This window comes from Novosphingobium sp. FG90 (assembly GCF_057808725.1).
Genome location: NZ_JBMDIO010000004.1, coordinates 235350 through 252694, shown reverse-complemented (window position 1 = coordinate 252694; position 17345 = coordinate 235350). Strand labels below are relative to the sequence as shown.

Below are 17345 nucleotides of genomic sequence, written 5' to 3'. Positions count from 1 at the left end.
TCCGCCATAACCAATTAAGGTTGTTCGATTTCAGGTGCGGGAAGCTGGGTTTCGTTGACCGGGATCTCGCCCCCTTCGTTGCCGGGTATGGCGTCGAAGAACGTGGCGATCGCAGCCTCGATCTCGGCAATCGCAAACGGCTGGCCGCTCGTCTTGGAGAGCGGCACGGCGTTGATCAGGAAATGGTCGCGCAGGACCGTCTTGAACTGCCCGGTATTCATCTCCGGCACCACGACCTGCTCGAAGCCGGCCAGCAGTTCGCCGAGATTCTGCGGCAGCGGCCAGACATGACGGACATGGATGTGGCTGACGTCGAGCCCCTTGCGCCGTGCCCGCCGCACCGCCTGGTGGATCGGTCCGAAGGTCGAGCCCCAGCCGACGACCGCCAGCTTGCCCGACCTGTCGCCCAGCGCCACCTCCTGAGACGGTACGGCGGTCGCGACGGCGTCCACCTTGGCCTTGCGAGCGTCGGTCTGGGCCTGATGGACGTCAGGGGCATAATCGATGTTGCCGGTATCGACCGCCTTCTCGATGCCACCGATGCGGTGCATGAGCCCCGGCGTACCCGGCCTGATCCACGGCCGCACCCCGCGCGCATCGCGTCGGAACGGCAGGGGCCGGGATTCCGGCAGGCCCTCGGGATTGTTGTTCTCGGTCAGGAACTGCACCGGAAACGGGGTGAAACCACCGGGATCGGGGACCTTCCACGGCTCGGAGGCGTTGGCGATATAGCCGTCGGTCAGGAGGATCACCGGTGTCATGAACTGCGTGGCGATGCGGCACGCCTCGATGGCGCATTCGAAGGCATCGGCGGGCGAGCGCGCGGCGATCACCGGCAGTGGGGCATCGCCGTTGCGTCCGTAGACGGCCTGATAGAGATCGGACTGCTCGGTCTTGGTCGGCAGGCCGGTAGATGGTCCGCCGCGCTGCGAATTGACGATGACCAGCGGCAGCTCGGTCATGATCGCCAGCCCCATGGCCTCGCCCTTGAGCGCAATGCCCGGCCCGGACGAGGACGTGACGCCGAGGTGCCCGGCATAGGACGCCCCGATCGCCGCGCAGATCGCCGCGATCTCGTCCTCGGCCTGGAAGGTGGTGACGCCGAACTCCTTCATCTTCACCAGATGATGCAGCACCGCCGAGGCGGGCGTGATCGGGTAGCCGCCGAAGAACATCTCCAGCCCCGCCAGTTGCGCCCCCGCCACCAGCCCGAGCGAAATCGCCTCCGCCCCGGTCACCGTGCGGTAGAGGCCCGGCTCGGTCGGCACCGGATCGATGTGCAGCTTGCGCAGCGGCCCGGACAGTTCCGCCGTCTCGCCATAGGCGTGCCCGGCATTGAGCGCGGCGATGTTCGCCTCGGCCAGCACCGGCGCCTTCGCGAACTTGGCGTGGAGCCAGTCGATCAGCGGCGCGCGGTCGCGGTCGAACATCCACAGCGCCAGCCCCAGGGTCCACATGTTCTTGCAGCGCAGCGCCTCCTTGTTGCCGAGGCCGAAGGGCTTCACCGCCTCCAGCGTCAGCGCGGAGATGTCGAAGGCCAGCACGTCCCATTTCGCGAGGCTGCCATCCTCCAGAGGGCTTTCGGCGTACTTCGCCTTCTCGAGGTTGCGCCTGGTGAATTCGCCGCTGTCCGCGATCACCAGTCCGCCGGGCTTGAGCGCACCGACGTTCACTTTCAACGCCGCCGGGTTCATCGCCACCAGGACGTCCGGTGCATCGCCCGCCGTGGTGATCTCCTGCGAGCCGAAATTGATCTGGAACGCCGAGACACCGAACAATGTACCTTGCGGGGCGCGGATTTCCGCCGGAAAGTCCGGGAAAGTGGCAAGGTCGTTCCCCGCCAACGCGGTGGAAAGGGTGAATTGGCCGCCGGTCAACTGCATCCCGTCACCCGAATCGCCTGCGAAACGAACGACGACCGTCTCTGCCAAAGACGGGTCGGCGGGGGTCAGGGACGCATTGGTATCGTGCTCTCCGGCCAGTGTCGCCATGGTCTATCCTCTGCTGCCGGTCCGCGCCGGTTTCTTCGCCGAGGCTGCGGACTCAGGTTCCCAATGACAAATTAGTTTTCTCTTGGGCGAACAAACTTGGCGTTTGCTGCCATAGGGAAGAGTGTGGACCTCAATGCGGGCTAGTCAAGGGCGAGCCCTTCCGCCATCCTGTAGACCATGGGTCGGACGCAAGTGCATTTCCTGTCGAATCGCGTAGAGAACCCATCCCCTTCAATTCGGATTCGCGTGCCTCGATGAACGACTTCTCGTCCCTGCCCTATCGTCCCTGCGTGGGTGTCATGCTGGTCAACGCCGACGGCAAGGTCTTCGTCGGCAAAAGGATCGACACGCGCGAGGGTGACTGGTGGCAAATGCCGCAAGGCGGCGTCGACGATGGCGAGGACCTCAAGGAAGCGGCGCTGCGCGAACTGCACGAAGAAACCGGCGTCACCGCGAAGCACGTCAAGCTGTTGGCGCAAACGCGCGAGGAACTGCTGTACGACCTGCCGGCGGAACTGCTCGGCAAGCTGTGGAAGGGCAAGTATCGCGGCCAGCGCCAGCACTGGTTCCTCGCCCGCTTCGAAGGGAACGACCGCGACATCGACCTAAACGCGCACCACCCGGCCGAGTTCTGCGAGTGGAAATGGGTCGAGGCGGCGCTGCTGCCGGACCTCATCGTGCCTTTCAAGAAGCGCGTCTATCGTGCTGTCGTTGAAGAGTTCAAGGCGCTGATCTGAGATTCGCGAGCCTGCGGTTGTCCCCACCCATCGCCAAGTATTGCTACTGCTCTCAGTTTTCCGAAACCGCCGTCTTGGGCGTTACCGCATCGGCGGTGACCATGCGCGGCGCTGGCCCTTTGGCAATGACGCTCGCCAGCGTGCGCGTCTCGGCGCAGTCCTTACCGCACAGGGTCTGCAGGCGCGCGAGGTTGCGGTTGGCCTTTTCCGTCGCGCCCTTCTCGGCCAGGGCCATGCCCTCGCCCGCCAGCGCGGCGACGTTGCGCGGATCGCTGGTAAGCGCGACGCGGTAGTAGTGCAGCGCCTTGCCCTGCATGCCCTGCCGGCGCGTGGCATCTGCCAGCGAGAGCAGCACGGTCACGCTGCCCGGCTCCACCGTCAGCGCCGATTCATAGGCATCGATCGCGCCATTGAGATCGCCCGCCTCGGCGGCGGCACGCCCCTCGTTCAGCAGGACGCTGGCGCGCGGATCGAGTTGCTCGGGCGGTTGCGACAGAAGGACGCTGGAAGACGTGGCGACTAGCAGGGAAAGAGCGGCAGCAACGGGCGTATAACGCATCAGCAGGTCCTTGGCCGAGGTCTTCGTCCTCATCATGACCGTGACGCTATCACAGCCTGACGAAGCGCGCGACGAAAAACCCGTCGGTTCCGTCGTGCGAGGGGGAGAGGCGCAAACCGGCGCCACGCGGGGTTCCTGCAGGCAGAACAGGCAGTTCGGCCCGCCAGTCGGGGTGCTGGCTGAGGAAGCCCTCGGCCTGATCTGCGCCCTCACCGTCAAGCAGCGAGCAAGTGACGAAGACCAGCCTGCCGCCCGGCTTCACCAGCGTCGCCGCGACGTCGAGCAGGCGGGACTGGATCGCGGCGTAGCGGTCCAGTTGCTTGTCGGTCAGGCGCCAGCGTGCTTCCGGATTGCGACGCCAGGTGCCGGTGCCCGAACACGGCGCATCGACCAGCACCGCATCGGCCGCGCCGACGAACGGCTGCAGCGCCTGCATCTCGCGGTTGGCGTCGAGGAGCAAAGTCTCGATGCCGCTCGCCCCGGCCCGCTCGGCACGGGGCGGCAGGCGCTGGAGACGCGCGCGGTCTGCATCGCAGGCGATCAGCCGCCCGGCGTTCTCCATCGCGGCGGCAAGCGCAAGTGTCTTGCCCCCTGCCCCGGCGCACAGATCGATCACCGTCTCGCCCGGCCGCGCAGCCACGACCTCGCAGGTGAGTTGCGAGCCTGCGTCCTGCACCTCGATCATCCCGCCGAGATAGGCCCGCGACTGCTCGATCTTCGTCTCGGGAGGGTAACGCCAGCCGTGCGTGGCGACAGTCTTCCCGCCGCCTTCGGGCAGATCGAGGCTGCCGGACTTCAGCGTGTTGACGCGGATGTCGAGCGGCGCGCGGTCCAGCAGGGCTTCAGGGTGCTCGACGCCGCTGTCGGCGAAACGCTGCATCAGCCATGCCGGAGCGACACCGGCCTCGGCCACGGGTTCGGCGGCGTCGATGGGTGCAGGTGCGTGACGCGATCCGTCGAACAGAGCCGCGAGCTGCGGATCGGTGCCCGCGACTCGCAGCATGGCGGCCCGGCCGGTCGCGGGAATTTCACCGCAGGCGCGGATGGCGCGGTAGGCGAGTTCACGCACCGCGCGGCGGTCTCCGCTCCCGGCCCAGCGGCGGGCGCGGAACCACTCGGAGATCAGGCGATCGGCAGGCGCGCCGTTAGAGCGCGCCGCGTCGATGACGAGATCCAGCACGTCGATGGCGGCCTGAACACGGGCTGCGGGGGTCATGCCGGTCCTCCCCTCCCCCGACGGGGGAGGAATGCCATATCAGCGCGTCGGATAGTTCGGCGCCTCGCGGGTGATCGTCACGTCGTGGACGTGGCTCTCGCGCAGGCCCGCGTTGGTGATGCGGATGAACTTCGAATTCTTGCGCAGCGCGTCGATCGTCGGCGAACCGGTGTAGCCCATCGCCGCCTTGATGCCGCCGACGAGCTGGTGGATGACGTCCTTGGCGGCGCCCTTGAAAGCGACCTGACCCTCGATGCCCTCAGGCACCAGCTTCATCTGGTCCTTGATGTCGCCCTGGAAGTAGCGGTCGGCCGAGCCCCGACCCATCGCGCCTACCGAGCCCATGCCGCGATACGACTTGTAGGCGCGGCCCTGGTACAGGAACGTCTCGCCCGGCGCTTCCTCGGTGCCCGCGAGCATGGAGCCGACCATGATGGTCGAGGCGCCGGCGGCAAGCGCCTTGGCCGCGTCGCCCGAAGTGCGCAGGCCGCCGTCGGCGATGACCGGCACGCCTGCCTTGTCGGCTTCCTCGGCGGCTTCCATCACGGCGGTCAACTGCGGCACACCGACGCCCGCGACGATGCGGGTGGTGCAGATCGAGCCGGGGCCGATGCCCACCTTCACACAATCCGCGCCCGCGTCGATCAGCGCCTTGGCGGCCTCGGCGGTGGCGATGTTGCCGGCGATGACTTGTGCCGAGTTCGACAGCTTCTTCACGCGCTCGACCGCCAGAGCGACATCACGGTTGTGGCCATGCGCGGTGTCGATGACGACGACGTCGCACTCGGCCGCCAGCAGCGCCTCGGTGCGGGCGAAGCCCTTGTCGCCAACGGTGGTGGCGGCGGCGACGCGCAGGCGGCCCGCCTCGTCCTTGGTAGCCTCGGGGAACAGGACCGCCTTCTCGATGTCCTTGACGGTGATGAGGCCGACGCAGTGGAAGCTGTCATCGACGACGAGCAGCTTCTCGATGCGGCGGGCGTGCAGCAGGCGGCGCGCCTCGTCCGAGTTGACGCCGACCTTCACGGTGGCGAGGTTCTCGTGAGTCATCAGTTCGCGTACCGGCTGCGCGGCGTTGTCGGCGAAGCGCACGTCGCGGTTGGTGAGGATGCCGACTAGCTTGCCCGAAGCCTCGACCACGGGGATGCCGCTGATGCGGTTCGCGGTCATCAGCGCCTGCGCTTCGCCCAGCGTGGCGTCGGGGCTGATGGTGATGGGGTTGACGACCATGCCGCTTTCGAAACGCTTGACCTGGCGGACGGCGGCGACCTGCTCCTCGATGGTGAGGTTGCGGTGCAGCACGCCGATGCCGCCCATCTGTGCCATGACGATCGCCATCTGCGCCTCGGTCACGGTGTCCATCGCGGACGAGATGACCGGGATGTTCAGCCCGATGGTACGGGTCAGCATGGAGCGCGTATCGGCCTGGGTCGGCACGATGTCGGACTTGGCGGGACGCAGAAGTACGTCGTCGAAAGTGAGTCCGAGCTGGATATCCATGTGCGCCACCAAATGCTTCGAGGGAGAATCGTGGCGGCCCATGTAATCAAAGGGGGCGGTTTGGGCTAGGGGGCGAATGCCATGTTTTTCGCGTTTCTCCGTAAGAAAGGCGCGCCTACTTCACCGGCCCGGGCGGCCTCGCGGTCATCGGCGTGACCGGTACCTTGCGCGTATCGGCGAACCAGCGCCCGAGCGCGGTCAGCATCTTCACGTCGTCACTCGCCCCGCCCAGTTCGATCGGGTGCGAGAGATCGTCGCTCGGCCGGTGGTAATCGCCATCGAAGAAGGCGCGCATCCGCTCGATATCGCCATAAGCTGTCGTGACCATCACGGCGGGAATGTCGTGCTGCAGCAAGGCCCAGCCGTCCTGACGCTTCACATATTCGTTGGCGTCGTTGTTCTCACGCAGCTTGAAGCCTTCCGCCTTGGCGACCTTGGCGATGTCCTTGTCGAGCCCGGTCATGCCCCGCCCGACGATGGCGAAGGGCGTCTTCCTAGGGGCAATGGCGATCGAATCGATGTTGAAGGCCGCCACGATCTTCTCCAGCGGCAGCGGCGGACTGTCCGCAAAGGCGTGGGCGCCGAGCAGGCCCAGTTCCTCCGCCGTGGTGGCGAGGAAATAGACGTCACGGTCCATCTGCGGGCTGCGTGACAGGCGCCGCGCCACCTCCGTCAGAGCTGCGACGCCGCTGGCGTTGTCGACCGCGCCATTGCAGATGACATCCTCGGCAGGAGGCTCGCCGCATTCTCCGAAATGGTCCCAATGGGCGACGAACAGCACCGCGCCCGCCTGCTTGCTGCGCCCCGGCAGCTTGCCGATCAGGTTGTGGGTGCGGATCGTCGTCTCGTCGGTGCTGGCCTCCAGCGACGCGGTGACGTCGAGCACGATCGGCGCGAAGCCGTCCTGACCCGCCGCCTGCTCCAGATCGTCGAAGCTATGCGCGGTGCCCTTGAGCAGGGTTTCCATCGTGGCGCGACCAATGAAGGCTTCGAGATCGCCGCCCAGCGCCTCGTCCGAGAGCGCATAGCCCGACCGGCGGCGGCGCGCCGCCACCTCGTCAAGCGTGCGCTCACCGTCGAGCACGGTCAGCACCGCCGAGGCGCCCAATGCCAGCAGCTCGTTCTGGCGCGCGCTGTCGGGGGTGTTGCCGTCGAGCACCACGGCGATGCGGCCTGCCAGTTCGTTGCGCGTGAAGTCCTGGCTGCGCGCGCGGCCGACGAAGAGCAGCGGCGCATTGCGGACCAGCGCTCGCTTGCCCGAGGTGAAGACCAGCACGTCACTCGGCGCGATCGTGGCGCGGTAGCCCTTGCGCAGGAAGCGGGCCGAGCCGCTCGACGGTTCGTGGGCGATGACGGTGACCGGCGCGAACCACTCGTTGCCCGGATCGTTGGTGCCGGAGACAAGGCCAATGTCGAACCACTGCTTCGCAAGGTAGCGCAGCGTCTTCGCCTCGCCGTCGGTGCCGGGTTCGCGACCATCGAAATCGTCACTGGCGAGGATCTGGATATGGGCGCGCAGCCGATCCTCGATCTCGCGGTCGGCGCGGCTGACGCTGGCGGCGATGACGCTGATCGGGATGCCTACGGCAAACAGCGCGAAGAACCCCATGGTCCTCCACGCCCTTTTCCCTGCTGCGCGTCCCACTGCCCGAATGCCCGACTTCATTGCGCTGCACCTATACGACACATTTTCGAGCACGGTTGTAAAATTTCCTCCAATCGCGTGCAGTTGCAACATTTCCCGATTCATCGCGCACTAATGACGCAGCCGCGCAACACTCGCGAGACTTGCGGAACACCCCCGAGTTCTGCGAATTGATCTGCACGCGAGACGCTGCCCGGCAACGGCGAAAAGAGGACAGGACACCCATGCGGCTGGACGATTTCGACCCCGATAACATCAAGGTCACCGAAGGCGGCAGCCGCGGCGGTGGCTTTCCCATCGGTGGCGGCAAACTGGGCTGCGGCGGCCTGATCATCGTGCTGATCGGCGCGCTCGTCTTCGGGGTGGACCCGGGCCAGATGCTCGGCACCCTGGAGGGCGTGCAGCAGCAGACGCCGACCACTACGCAGCAACCGGCGGGCGGTTCGCGCAGCGCGACTGAAATCTGCACGCAGAACGCCTACTCGCGCGAATCGTGCAATGCGCTGTCCTCGCTCGACAAGACCTGGCAGCCCCTGTTCCGACAGGCGAATGTCGCGTTCGAGCAGCCCACACTTCACTTCTACACCGGCGGCACGCCCAGCGGCTGCGGCGCGGCGAGCAGCGCGATGGGGCCGTTCTACTGCCCCGCCGACCAGGGGATTTACATCGACGTCAGCTTCTACGACCAGATGGACAAGCAGTTGGGCGCGCGTGGCGATTTCGCGCGCTATTACGTGATGGCCCATGAGTACGGGCACCATATCCAGCATCTCACCGGCCTCGACCGGCAGGTACGGCAGGCACAGCAGCAGAACCCCCGGCAGGAGAACGCCCTGCAGGTGAAGATGGAACTGCAGGCGGACTGCTACGCGGGCGTCTGGGCCGCCCGCAACCGCGACCGGATCGAGCCCGGCGACATGGAAGAAGGCCTGACCGCCGCCAGCGCCATCGGCGATGACACCCTGATGAAGAACGCCGGGCAGGCGGTGACGCCCGAGAGCTTCACCCATGGTTCCAGCGCCGAGCGCATGCGCTGGCTCAAGCGCGGCCTCGATACCGGGAACGAGGATGCCTGTGACACGTTCTCGTCAACAGGATGACAGTAAAGGCGTGAGCGGATTCGGCGGCGATTTGGGCGCCGAATCCGGCGACGGCGCGCCGGGGACAGGAGAACAGGGATATGAGCCGCAAGTGGTTGGGTGCGATCGTAGTTGCGAGCCTGAGTACATGCATGGTCGCCGGCCCGGCGACGGCGCGGCAGGAAGACAAGCCGATCACCTCGCGCGATCCAGACGCGGTGGACGTGGCGAAAACCCCGATGACCGACCTCAACGTGGGGCGCGACGGCGAAATCCCCCCACTCCTCGTCACCGCGACCGAGCAGCCTTACTCATTGAAGGGCCTGGCCAAGTGTCGCCAGATCGCAGGCGCGATCCAGCAACTCGACGAAGTGCTCGGACCGGACATCGATCTGCCGGCCGAGGAGCGTGACCGCATCAGCGCCGGGCGGGTCGGCAAGTGGGTGGTCGCCTCGTTCATTCCCTTCCGCGGCCTTATCCGCGAGGTTTCGGGCGCCAATGCGCAGGATCGCAAGGTCAATGCGGCGATTCAGGCGGGCCTCACCCGCCGTGGCTTCCTCAAGGGCGTCGGCTCCGCCAAGGGTTGCCGCTACCCCGCCTCTCCTGCCCCTGCCAGCGTCGTCCAGGCACGCATGGACGAGCTGAAGGCAATGGAACAGGAGAAGGACGCAAGGAAGAAGTCGAAGTCCGGCTCCAAGTCGGATTCCAGGTCCGACAAGGACCTCGCCTTCAAGACCGAGCCCGACGCCCGCCAGCCTTCCCCCAAGGAATGATGACTTCAAGAACTGGCGGCGCACATATCCGGCCCGATCGACGAAGCCTTATCGAAGGACAGCCGATGCACCCGATGAGACGCATGCTTCCCGCCATCAGCGCGCTCGCGGTGATGCTGTCGGCATGCGGCAGCGACCCTGTGACCACAGGTGGCAGCGAAACACCTGCGTCGCAGCCTGCCACGATGACGCGCAGCGATCCCTCGCAGGCCGCGCCGCAGAGCGCTCCCGGTTCCACTGCAGCGGATGCCGGACCGATCGCCTGCTCTTCCGAAATCGGCGAAGCAGCGGCGCGCAAACTCGTCGCGCAGTGCATCGCCGTGTCCCCCGCGACGCGCCCGCCGTGCAACGCGGCCAACTCCTGCGCGATGATCCGCAACGAAGTGGCGCGCGGCTGCGCCATCCTAGGCGAGGATGCAGCGAAGACGCCCGAATGCGGCGGCATCGATCCCGTGGGCAAGGATGCCGCTGCCGACATGGTGGAGCGCTACTATGCCGCGATCAACGCGCGCGACTATGCGTCGGCATGGACTTTATGGGGTCCGGACGGCGGTGCGAGCGGCCAGACCCTGCAGGCATTCGGCGACGGCTACGCCCATACCCGCCGCGTCCATGTGGACATCGGCAAGGTGTCGGACGTCGAGGGCGGCGCCGGGTCGCTCTACGTCACCGTCCCGGTCACGGTCGACGCCGAACTCGACGACGGCCGCCGCCAGCGCTTCACCGGCAGCTATGCGCTGCGCCAGATCAATCGCGGCATGGGTATCTCTCAGGGCTGGCACATTACCACTGCAAGGCTGTGCCCGGCATAAACTCAACTGAACCACGGAGGTGGCGTGCAGGCGTCCTGCCTCGAAGCCACCCCTTTCCCGCGTTCAGTTGGCGCTCGCCTCGCGGTGGGCGTCGGCGATCTCTCCATCGAGGTCGGCCAGAATTTCGGCGCGTACCCTGGCGTCCATCACACGATCCGCCGCGATCGAGGCGCGGGCAGTGCGCAGCGCGTTGACCGCCGCCAGCTTCGCCGCCCTGGGCTCGCCGGTGCAGATCACCACCGACGCGCTCGATCCGTTACCTTCGGCACGCGCCTCGCGGCGGCGGCTGTCGGCGGGGCAATCCTCGTCGAGCACCATGGTGCGGGCCGAAACCACAGCGCCGTCCTTGCGCACGATACGGATGGTGCGCCGCTTGCCGTCCGGCGACACGGTCTCCTCCACCTTAGGTGCATGCCCCCAGGCTTCGGCGGCCTTGCGCTGCGCTTCCGCCGCCCGGCGATGCGCATCAGCCGCACTGCGCTGGGCGTCACGCATCTGACGCGCCTGCTCGTTCGTAACGGTCTTGCTGATGGTGATCCGGGTGTTCGGCATCGGGCGCGGTGCCGGCGCAGCGAGCGCTGCGGGTGCCGCCGGCGGGGCCGGAGGCGCGGGAGGAACCGGCGGTACCGGCGGCACGACCGCGTCCGCCATATCGATGTCCGGCAGTTCCGGCGGTTCGGGTGCTTCGGGCGGCTCGGGCAGATCGGCCTGCGCCATTGCCTCGGGAGCAGCAGGCGGCACCGGGGGCTGCGGAATTCGCGGCATGGCCGAATGCTGCGCGTGCGCGTGCGTAGCGGCGGCCGCCTCCGGCGCGGGATCCGCTTCCGCCTCGTCCATCGCGGCATAGCTCACCGTCGCGGTAGCGGGCACCGCCACGATCGCGAGCGCGAAGAGGCTGCGCGCGAGCAGCCGCCGTGTCGGGCTGACTTCAGCGGCAGCCAGAGCCTTCAGGCGCTGGATGATCGGCTTCTCGCCCGAGAGCGGCCCGGCCATCGGCGCAGCGAGGCCCAGCCGCGTACCACCTGCCATCGAGGCGATCAGGCGGCCATAGCTGGCACGCTCGGCCCGGGTACGACCGGCCATGACGCGGGCGTCGCAGAACGCTTCCTGATCTGCCCTGACGGCGCGCCACCCCGCCCAGCCGATGGGGTTGAACCAGTGCAGCGCAAACAGCGGCTGCATCGCGATCAGCGCCAGAAGGTCGCCGCCCGCGTGGTGCTCCATCTCATGCGCGATGGCGAAGTCCGAGGTTTCGGAATCTGCTTCGGCCAGAAAGCCTTGCGGCAGGGCGACGACCTTGTCGAACACCCCGAAAGCGAGGGGCGCAGTGATCGCGGGCGTTTCGAGGATCCGCACGGTGGCGGACCGGGCGACGACGCGCGCTCCATCGAGCAGATCCCGCCTCATCCAGCGATACGTAACGGTGCGCCATACGAGAAACAGCACGGCACCCCCGAGCCATACCGTCAGGGCAACCGTCATCCACGGCACTTGCGCCAGCAGCCCGGGCTCGGCCGGCGCGGCGGTCAATACTTCGGGCAACGCAGCGGCGCCTTGCCCAACGGGAGCGGCCGCAGGCAGCATGACCGTCTCGGCCGGACCCGCGGCGACCTGCATCCCGGCGGCCGATGCCGTGACCGGCTCCACTCCGATGCGGAGATTGGAAAGCAGGCCGTACTCCATGAACCGGGGCATGACCCGCGGCAGGGCCAGCGGCGGCAGCACCAGCCGGATCATCGGCAACGCCCAAAGAGCATAAGCGGCACCCGGACCGAACCAGCGCCCAACGGGTCGACGGACCAGCAGCACCAGCGCCATCAGCGCGCCGGTCGCCAGAAGCGTATCGGTAAGCCACTCGATCATGACTTCAGCTCCTTCAACAGGGCCTCGATCTCGGCAATGTCGTCTTCGGAAAGCTGTTCGCTCTGTGCCAGATGCGCGAAAAGCGGCGCCGCGCGGCCGCCGAACAGGCGGTCCACGAGGCGGCGGCTTTCGGCACCGACATAGACTGTACGCGCGATGCGCGGCGAGTAAAGGAAGCGCTTGCCGTCAGGCTCGGTCTCGACCGCCTGCTTGGCGACGAGGCGCGACAGCAGCGTCTTGACCGTGGCGAGGCTCCAGCCGCGCGGGCCGCAGACTTCCTCGCACACTTCCTGCGCGGTCAGCGGAGAACGCTGCCACAGCGCCTCCATGACGGCATGCTCCGCTTCGGAGATACGCTCCGGTTGCTCGGGAGACTCGGACACCCTTCCCTCCATCGTCTACACACGTAATCGACTACGTCTGTAAACATGAATACCGGGTGAATGTCAATCGCGACTTACATCAGTTGGTGTCCCCGGTATTGTCCTTGTCGGCACCGCCTTCCTTGGGCGGTATCAACGAGTTGATGTTAGCCAGATGCAGTTCCCCGGCTTTGGCTAGCAGGCCGTCCTTCCCCGTGCCTGCATCCATCGCCTCGATCATTTGCATCGCCGGGTTCACGCCCGTTCCTTCCGGCGTGAAAGCGACCGGGGCGAGTACCGCACGCGCCCGCGCCATATCCCCCTCGCGCAGCAGTTCCATGCTGGCGCGAACGCGCAGGGCGCTATCCTGAGGCATCAGCACGACGGCGCGATACAGCCCGGTTATGGCGCTCTCGCTCGGTCGCTGACCTGCGGCGCCGAAGCTGTCGTAGAACAGCTGGAAAGGGTAAGCGTCGTTCGGATCGATCCGGTTCGCGCGCAGGAACCATGACCGCGCCAGCTTCCAATCGGCGGGGTCTTTCGTGTCGAGCGCCTTGCGCGCAACCACGCGCCCCTTGAACACCATCGCTGCAAGGCTTTTCGGGTCGGCGGCCAAGGCCCGGTCGGCGGCCTGGTCAGCTTCGTCGACGCGGCCGGCATCGAAAGCCATTTCCGCGAACCAGCCCTGCACGCTCGCGTCCGAGGGGTAACGCGCGGCGATCGGGCGTGCCTGATCCAGCAATTCCGTCGCCTGCCGGGCATCCACGCCGCGCGCCGAGATCATGCGATTGACGATCATCGCCGATTCGCCCGCCGTTAGCCGCCGGATCGTCACCTCGGTACTCGGCTTGATGTCCTTTGCGGAGAGACGGGAGACCGGAAAAGCGCTGCGGCTGACATAGGCATCGACCTCACTGTCCAGCTTGCCGAGGTCGCCGAATGCTTGCCGCGCGGCCTTCACCTGATCCCCGCTCTGGTTGAGCAGGTCGATGAATTCGATATACTGACCGGGCCGCTTGCCGCTCATCCACAGATAGTGGCACAAGGCCCAGCCGCGCGAATAGCGTTCGATAACTTCACTGTTCGAGACTTTCTTCGCGTCCTTGCTCAGCAAATCCTCGACGCTCCAGCGGTGCAGTGCCTTTACGTCCCACTGCCTCACACTGGGTGCACCAATCGTCACTGAGCCATCGTCGTTCAGGCGCGCGGTCGAGAACATCTCCGCCAGTCCCTCGTTGGCCCAACGCGGAAGATAGGTGTTCATGTTCGCCATCAACATGTGATGCGTATATTCGTGCATCAGAACCAGTTCGGCCGTGAAGCCGGGGGCGGAATTGACGATCTTCATCGGCATGAAGGCGTGCGCTTCCTGGGAGCTGGCAGAGTAGAAGCCCGCCACCGAATTGCTCCCGGCCAGCCGCTGCAGATCAGTCATCGAGTTCAGAAGATAGAGGCGGACAGGAACCCCCTCCTCCGCCCCGAAGAGAAAACGCATCGCAGCGTCGAACTGCTCAAGCCTGAGCGCCCGCTTGCGCAAGTCCCCCTCATTGATATCTCCGACCACTACGAAATGTTTAGTCCGAGCCTCCAGCCATTCGGCATGTGCCGTGCCGGCAAACAGGCTGGCACCCAGAGCAACGGCCGACGCCACACTGCGGAACTTACGTAGCATTCTGATCCCCCGGGCGTCCCGCCGACGCCATGAAGGGGAAGACTATGGTCGCGATATCCGACGATCAACCGCCTTGTGAACACGGCGGGTTACAGATTTGAAATCGCGAGCCCGTCAAGCGTTCCTGAGCGCGAGAGCCAGCTGGATGAGGAAGACCGCCCGCACCGTCAGGCTGATCGCGACGATGATGGCGAGGAACGCAAGGCCGGTCGCGGGGCTGGAGAACAGCAGCACGAGGCCCAGCACCACGTCGAGTACGCCCAGCAGCAGGCGCCAGCCCTTGTCGTGGCGGGCCTTGAGCGCGAAGGCGATCTGGAAACTGCCCGAGACGACGAGCCAGAGCCCGATCGCGATGACCAGCGACAGCGCGCCCGCAACCGGATCGGCAACCGCGAAGATACCCGCCAGCAGCGCCAGGGCACCAAGCAGGATCTCCGTCCATCGCGCCCGGCTCGACAGCGAGGTCCAGCCCGCCGCAATCGCCGCCACGCCCGCGACGATCAGGATGACGCCGAGGATCAGTCCGGTCGCCACACCCGCCACCAGCGGATTGAGCAACACGATCAGCGCGGCGAGGATCAGCAGCACACCGTAGGCCATGACCCAGCCCCACGTGCTTCCCGGCACGCGCTCCATCTCGCGAACCAGCGGGTCGCGCTCCACGGCGGGTTCGAGGAGCGGGTCGATCTGGGTAGGTTGCATGGGCGTTCCTTTCACCCGCTGCAATGCACGGAAGGACGCGCGGTTCCTCCCCGAGCTTGTCTCGGGGAGGTGTCAGCCCGTCAGGGCTGACGGAGGGGGAATTGCTTGATCCCCTCCCCCTCCACCACTCGCTTCGCGAGCGGTCCCCCTCCCCGAGACAAGCTCGGGGAGAAATAGAAAAAGGGCGGTGCAGCCTTGCCGCTGCACCGCCCTCCTCTCGTTTCCAGCTTGCGCCGATATCAGTACACGCGGGCCTTGGGCTTGATGTACTCGACATCGTCGGTCAGCGTGAATTCGTGCACCGGGCGATAGTCGATGCGGACGTCGCCGCCCTTGCCGCCCCAGCCGTCGAACCACGTCGCGGTGTGCTTCATCCAGTTCACGTCGTCGCGGTTCGGGAAGTCCTCGTGCGCATGCGCGCCGCGGCTTTCCTTGCGGTTCTGCGCGCCGTGCAGAGTCACGGTCGCCTGCGAGATCAGGTTGTCCAGCTCCAGCGTCTCCACCAAGTCCGAGTTCCAGATCAGGCCGCGGTCGGTGACCTTGATGTCGTTCATCCGCTGGTAGGTCGCGGCGAGCTTTTCCTTGCCCTCGACCATCAGTTCGTCGGTGCGGAACACCGCCGCGTGAAGCGACATGGTGCGCTGCATCTCGGTGCGGATTTCCGCCGTCGAGGACGAACCGTTGGCATTGCGGAAGTGATCGAGGCGGGTGAGCGCCAGATCGGCCGAATCCTTGGGCAGTTCGCCCTGCGTGCCGTTCGGCTTGATGTTTTCCTTGAGGAACAGGCCGGTTGCACGGCCGAACACGACAAGGTCGATCAGCGAGTTGGAGCCGAGGCGGTTGGCGCCGTGAACCGAGACGCAAGCCGCCTCGCCCACTGCGAACAGGCCCGGAACCACGGTCTCGGGATCGCCGTCCGCACCGATGGTCATCACCTGACCATGGTAGTTACAGGGGATGCCGCCCATGTTGTAGTGGACGGTCGGGACCACCGGCAGCGGCTGGCGGGTAAGGTCCACGCCCGCGAAGATCTTGCCGCTCTCGGTGATGCCCGGCAGACGCTCGCCCAGCACCTTGGGATCGATGTGATCGAGGTGCAGGTAGATATGGTCCTTGTGCGGGCCGACGCCGCGGCCTTCGCGGATTTCCATCGCCATCGAGCGCGAGACGACGTCACGGCTGGCAAGGTCCTTCGCCGAAGGCGCGTAACGCTCCATGAAGCGCTCGCCTTCGGAGTTCGTCAGGTAGCCGCCCTCGCCGCGTGCGCCCTCGGTGATGAGGACGCCCGCGCCGTAGATGCCGGTCGGGTGGAACTGGACGAATTCCATGTCCTGCAGGGGCAGGCCGGCGCGCAGCACCATGCCGCCGCCGTCGCCGGTGCAGGTGTGGGCAGACGTCGCGGTGAAGTACGAACGACCGTAGCCGCCGGTCGCGAGCACCACGGCCTGCGAGCGGAAGCGGTGGATCGTGCCGTCATCCATGCACAGCGCGATCACGCCGACGCACTTGCCGCCGTCCATGATGAGGTCGATCGCGAAGTATTCGATGAAGAAGTCCGCGTCGTACTTCAGCGACTGCTGGTACAGCGCGTGAAGCATGGCGTGGCCGGTACGGTCGGCAGCGGCGCAAGTGCGCTGCACCGGCGGGCCTTCGCCCATGTTCTGCATGTGGCCACCGAACGGGCGCTGGTAGATCGTGCCGTCGGGGTTACGGCTGAAAGGCACGCCTGCGTGCTCCAGCTCGTACACGGCGGCAGGAGCCTCGCGCACCATGTATTCGATGGCGTCCTGGTCGCCCAGCCAGTCCGACCCCTTGACGGTGTCGTACATGTGCCAGGTCCAGTGGTCCGGCGTGTTGTTCTTGAGCGAAGCGGCGATGCCGCCCTGCGCCGCAACGGTGTGCGAGCGGGTGGGGAACACCTTGGTGATGCACGCGGTCTTCAGGCCGGCTTCGGCCGAGCCCATCGTGGCGCGCAGGCCCGAGCCGCCGGCGCCGACGACGACGGTGTCGTAGGTGTGGTCGATGATCTTGTAGGCAGGCGCGGACATCAGACGTGTGCTCCCAGCGCGATACGGACGATGCAGAACACGCCGAACGCGATCCCGCCGCAAGCGGCAAGGTTCAACGCGGCGATGGCGGCGAACTTGTTGGCGTGGTCGTGCAGGTAGTCCTCGACCAGCACCTGCAGGCCGAGGCGTGCGTGCCAGAAGGTCGTGACGACCAGCAGGATCATCATCACGGCCGGGACCGGACGTGCGATCCACTCGACGATGGTGCCGTAGGAGTAGTCCGGCAGCAGCACCAGCGAGACGATCAGGAACAGCACCGAGATCAGGTTGCCGATCGCAGTGAAGCGCTGCAGCAGCCAGTGGTGGACGCCGCCCTTTGCCGAGCCGAGGCCGCGCACGCGGCCGATGGAGGTTCCGTTACCCATTGT

At 66.4% G+C, this 17345-nt stretch carries 15 protein-coding genes; 4 read left to right on the top strand and 11 right to left on the bottom strand.

The features are described from left to right. Positions 1-14 precede the first annotated feature (14 nt). Positions 15-1991 (bottom strand): 2-oxoacid:acceptor oxidoreductase subunit alpha, encoded by a 1977-nt coding sequence (locus ACODRZ_RS05940; protein ID WP_488969756.1) that lies wholly within the window; start codon positions 1989-1991, stop codon positions 15-17. Positions 1992-2245: 254 nt separating this feature from the next. Between ACODRZ_RS05940 and ACODRZ_RS05935 the strand changes: the two genes are divergently transcribed. Further along, on the top strand, positions 2246-2728 hold the full coding sequence (locus tag ACODRZ_RS05935) for an RNA pyrophosphohydrolase (RefSeq protein WP_488969757.1): 483 nt from the start codon (positions 2246-2248) through the stop codon (positions 2726-2728). Positions 2729-2780: 52 nt separating this feature from the next. On the opposite strand, the gene ACODRZ_RS05930 is transcribed toward ACODRZ_RS05935, so the two are convergent. From ACODRZ_RS05930 to ACODRZ_RS05915, 4 genes are all read right to left on the bottom strand, one after another. Continuing rightward, positions 2781-3323, bottom strand: a complete 543-nt coding sequence (locus ACODRZ_RS05930) for a tetratricopeptide repeat protein (RefSeq protein WP_488969758.1) — start codon at positions 3321-3323, stop codon at positions 2781-2783. Positions 3324-3336: 13 nt separating this feature from the next. Then, on the bottom strand, positions 3337-4503 hold the full coding sequence (locus ACODRZ_RS05925; RefSeq protein WP_488969759.1) for an RsmB/NOP family class I SAM-dependent RNA methyltransferase: 1167 nt from the start codon (positions 4501-4503) through the stop codon (positions 3337-3339). Between the two features lie 39 nt (positions 4504-4542). After that, complete coding sequence (gene guaB, locus ACODRZ_RS05920; RefSeq protein ID WP_488969760.1) at positions 4543-6000, bottom strand: IMP dehydrogenase; 1458 nt, start codon at positions 5998-6000, stop codon at positions 4543-4545. A gap of 115 nt (positions 6001-6115) precedes the next feature. Then, positions 6116-7609 (bottom strand): M28 family peptidase, encoded by a 1494-nt coding sequence (locus tag ACODRZ_RS05915; RefSeq protein WP_488969761.1) that lies wholly within the window; start codon positions 7607-7609, stop codon positions 6116-6118. Between the two features lie 260 nt (positions 7610-7869). Between ACODRZ_RS05915 and ypfJ the strand changes: the two genes are divergently transcribed. From ypfJ to ACODRZ_RS05900, 3 genes are all read left to right on the top strand, one after another. Further along, the gene (gene ypfJ / locus ACODRZ_RS05910) at positions 7870-8745 is read left to right on the top strand and encodes a KPN_02809 family neutral zinc metallopeptidase (protein ID WP_488969762.1); all 876 of its coding nucleotides are present in this window, start codon (positions 7870-7872) and stop codon (positions 8743-8745) included. Between the two features lie 80 nt (positions 8746-8825). Continuing rightward, the gene (locus ACODRZ_RS05905) at positions 8826-9497 is read left to right on the top strand and encodes a hypothetical protein (protein ID WP_488969763.1); all 672 of its coding nucleotides are present in this window, start codon (positions 8826-8828) and stop codon (positions 9495-9497) included. An 83-nt stretch (positions 9498-9580) separates the two neighbouring features. Then, positions 9581-10309 (top strand): hypothetical protein, encoded by a 729-nt coding sequence (locus ACODRZ_RS05900; protein WP_488986172.1) that lies wholly within the window; start codon positions 9581-9583, stop codon positions 10307-10309. A gap of 63 nt (positions 10310-10372) precedes the next feature. Here ACODRZ_RS05900 and ACODRZ_RS05895 read toward each other — a convergent pair whose 3' ends face one another. The 6 genes from ACODRZ_RS05895 to sdhD form a co-directional block, all read right to left on the bottom strand. After that, the gene (locus ACODRZ_RS05895) at positions 10373-12172 is read right to left on the bottom strand and encodes a M56 family metallopeptidase (RefSeq protein WP_488969765.1); all 1800 of its coding nucleotides are present in this window, start codon (positions 12170-12172) and stop codon (positions 10373-10375) included. Next, positions 12169-12567 carry a BlaI/MecI/CopY family transcriptional regulator gene (locus ACODRZ_RS05890; protein ID WP_488969766.1) on the bottom strand — a complete coding sequence of 133 codons (399 nt, stop codon included), beginning with the start codon at positions 12565-12567 and terminating at the stop codon, positions 12169-12171. Before ACODRZ_RS05890 ends, ACODRZ_RS05895 begins: the two co-directional genes overlap by 4 nt. A gap of 67 nt (positions 12568-12634) precedes the next feature. Continuing rightward, positions 12635-14206, bottom strand: a complete 1572-nt coding sequence (locus ACODRZ_RS05885; protein ID WP_488969767.1) for a DUF1570 domain-containing protein — start codon at positions 14204-14206, stop codon at positions 12635-12637. A 114-nt stretch (positions 14207-14320) separates the two neighbouring features. Then, a complete protein-coding gene (locus ACODRZ_RS05880) occupies positions 14321-14908 on the bottom strand; it encodes a DUF308 domain-containing protein (RefSeq protein ID WP_488969768.1) in 588 nt (195 codons plus the stop codon). Positions 14909-15147: 239 nt separating this feature from the next. After that, the gene (gene sdhA / locus ACODRZ_RS05875) at positions 15148-16956 is read right to left on the bottom strand and encodes a succinate dehydrogenase flavoprotein subunit (RefSeq protein ID WP_488969769.1); all 1809 of its coding nucleotides are present in this window, start codon (positions 16954-16956) and stop codon (positions 15148-15150) included. After that, positions 16956-17342: a succinate dehydrogenase, hydrophobic membrane anchor protein gene (gene sdhD, locus ACODRZ_RS05870; RefSeq protein ID WP_488969770.1), complete on the bottom strand. Its 387-nt coding sequence runs from the start codon at positions 17340-17342 to the stop codon at positions 16956-16958. Before sdhD ends, sdhA begins: the two co-directional genes overlap by 1 nt. Positions 17343-17345: the final 3 nt, after the last annotated feature.

What these genes read in the sequence shown, in the direction of transcription:
- sdhD (WP_488969770.1), bottom strand. Translation starts at nt 17,342, where the DNA reads ATGGGTAACGGAACCTCCATCGGCCGCGTGCGCGGCCTCGGCTCGGCA.
- ACODRZ_RS05940 (WP_488969756.1), bottom strand. Translation starts at nt 1,991, where the DNA reads ATGGCGACACTGGCCGGAGAGCACGATACCAATGCGTCCCTGACCCCC.
- ACODRZ_RS05915 (WP_488969761.1), bottom strand. Translation starts at nt 7,609, where the DNA reads ATGGGGTTCTTCGCGCTGTTTGCCGTAGGCATCCCGATCAGCGTCATC.
- ACODRZ_RS05895 (WP_488969765.1), bottom strand. Translation starts at nt 12,172, where the DNA reads ATGATCGAGTGGCTTACCGATACGCTTCTGGCGACCGGCGCGCTGATG.
- ypfJ (WP_488969762.1), top strand. Translation starts at nt 7,870, where the DNA reads ATGCGGCTGGACGATTTCGACCCCGATAACATCAAGGTCACCGAAGGC.
- guaB (WP_488969760.1), bottom strand. Translation starts at nt 6,000, where the DNA reads ATGGATATCCAGCTCGGACTCACTTTCGACGACGTACTTCTGCGTCCC.
- ACODRZ_RS05880 (WP_488969768.1), bottom strand. Translation starts at nt 14,908, where the DNA reads ATGCAACCTACCCAGATCGACCCGCTCCTCGAACCCGCCGTGGAGCGC.
- sdhA (WP_488969769.1), bottom strand. Translation starts at nt 16,956, where the DNA reads ATGTCCGCGCCTGCCTACAAGATCATCGACCACACCTACGACACCGTC.
- ACODRZ_RS05900 (WP_488986172.1), top strand. Translation starts at nt 9,581, where the DNA reads ATGCTTCCCGCCATCAGCGCGCTCGCGGTGATGCTGTCGGCATGCGGC.
- ACODRZ_RS05925 (WP_488969759.1), bottom strand. Translation starts at nt 4,503, where the DNA reads ATGACCCCCGCAGCCCGTGTTCAGGCCGCCATCGACGTGCTGGATCTC.
- ACODRZ_RS05935 (WP_488969757.1), top strand. Translation starts at nt 2,246, where the DNA reads ATGAACGACTTCTCGTCCCTGCCCTATCGTCCCTGCGTGGGTGTCATG.
- ACODRZ_RS05905 (WP_488969763.1), top strand. Translation starts at nt 8,826, where the DNA reads ATGAGCCGCAAGTGGTTGGGTGCGATCGTAGTTGCGAGCCTGAGTACA.
- ACODRZ_RS05890 (WP_488969766.1), bottom strand. Translation starts at nt 12,567, where the DNA reads ATGGAGGGAAGGGTGTCCGAGTCTCCCGAGCAACCGGAGCGTATCTCC.
- ACODRZ_RS05885 (WP_488969767.1), bottom strand. Translation starts at nt 14,206, where the DNA reads ATGCTACGTAAGTTCCGCAGTGTGGCGTCGGCCGTTGCTCTGGGTGCC.
- ACODRZ_RS05930 (WP_488969758.1), bottom strand. Translation starts at nt 3,323, where the DNA reads ATGATGAGGACGAAGACCTCGGCCAAGGACCTGCTGATGCGTTATACG.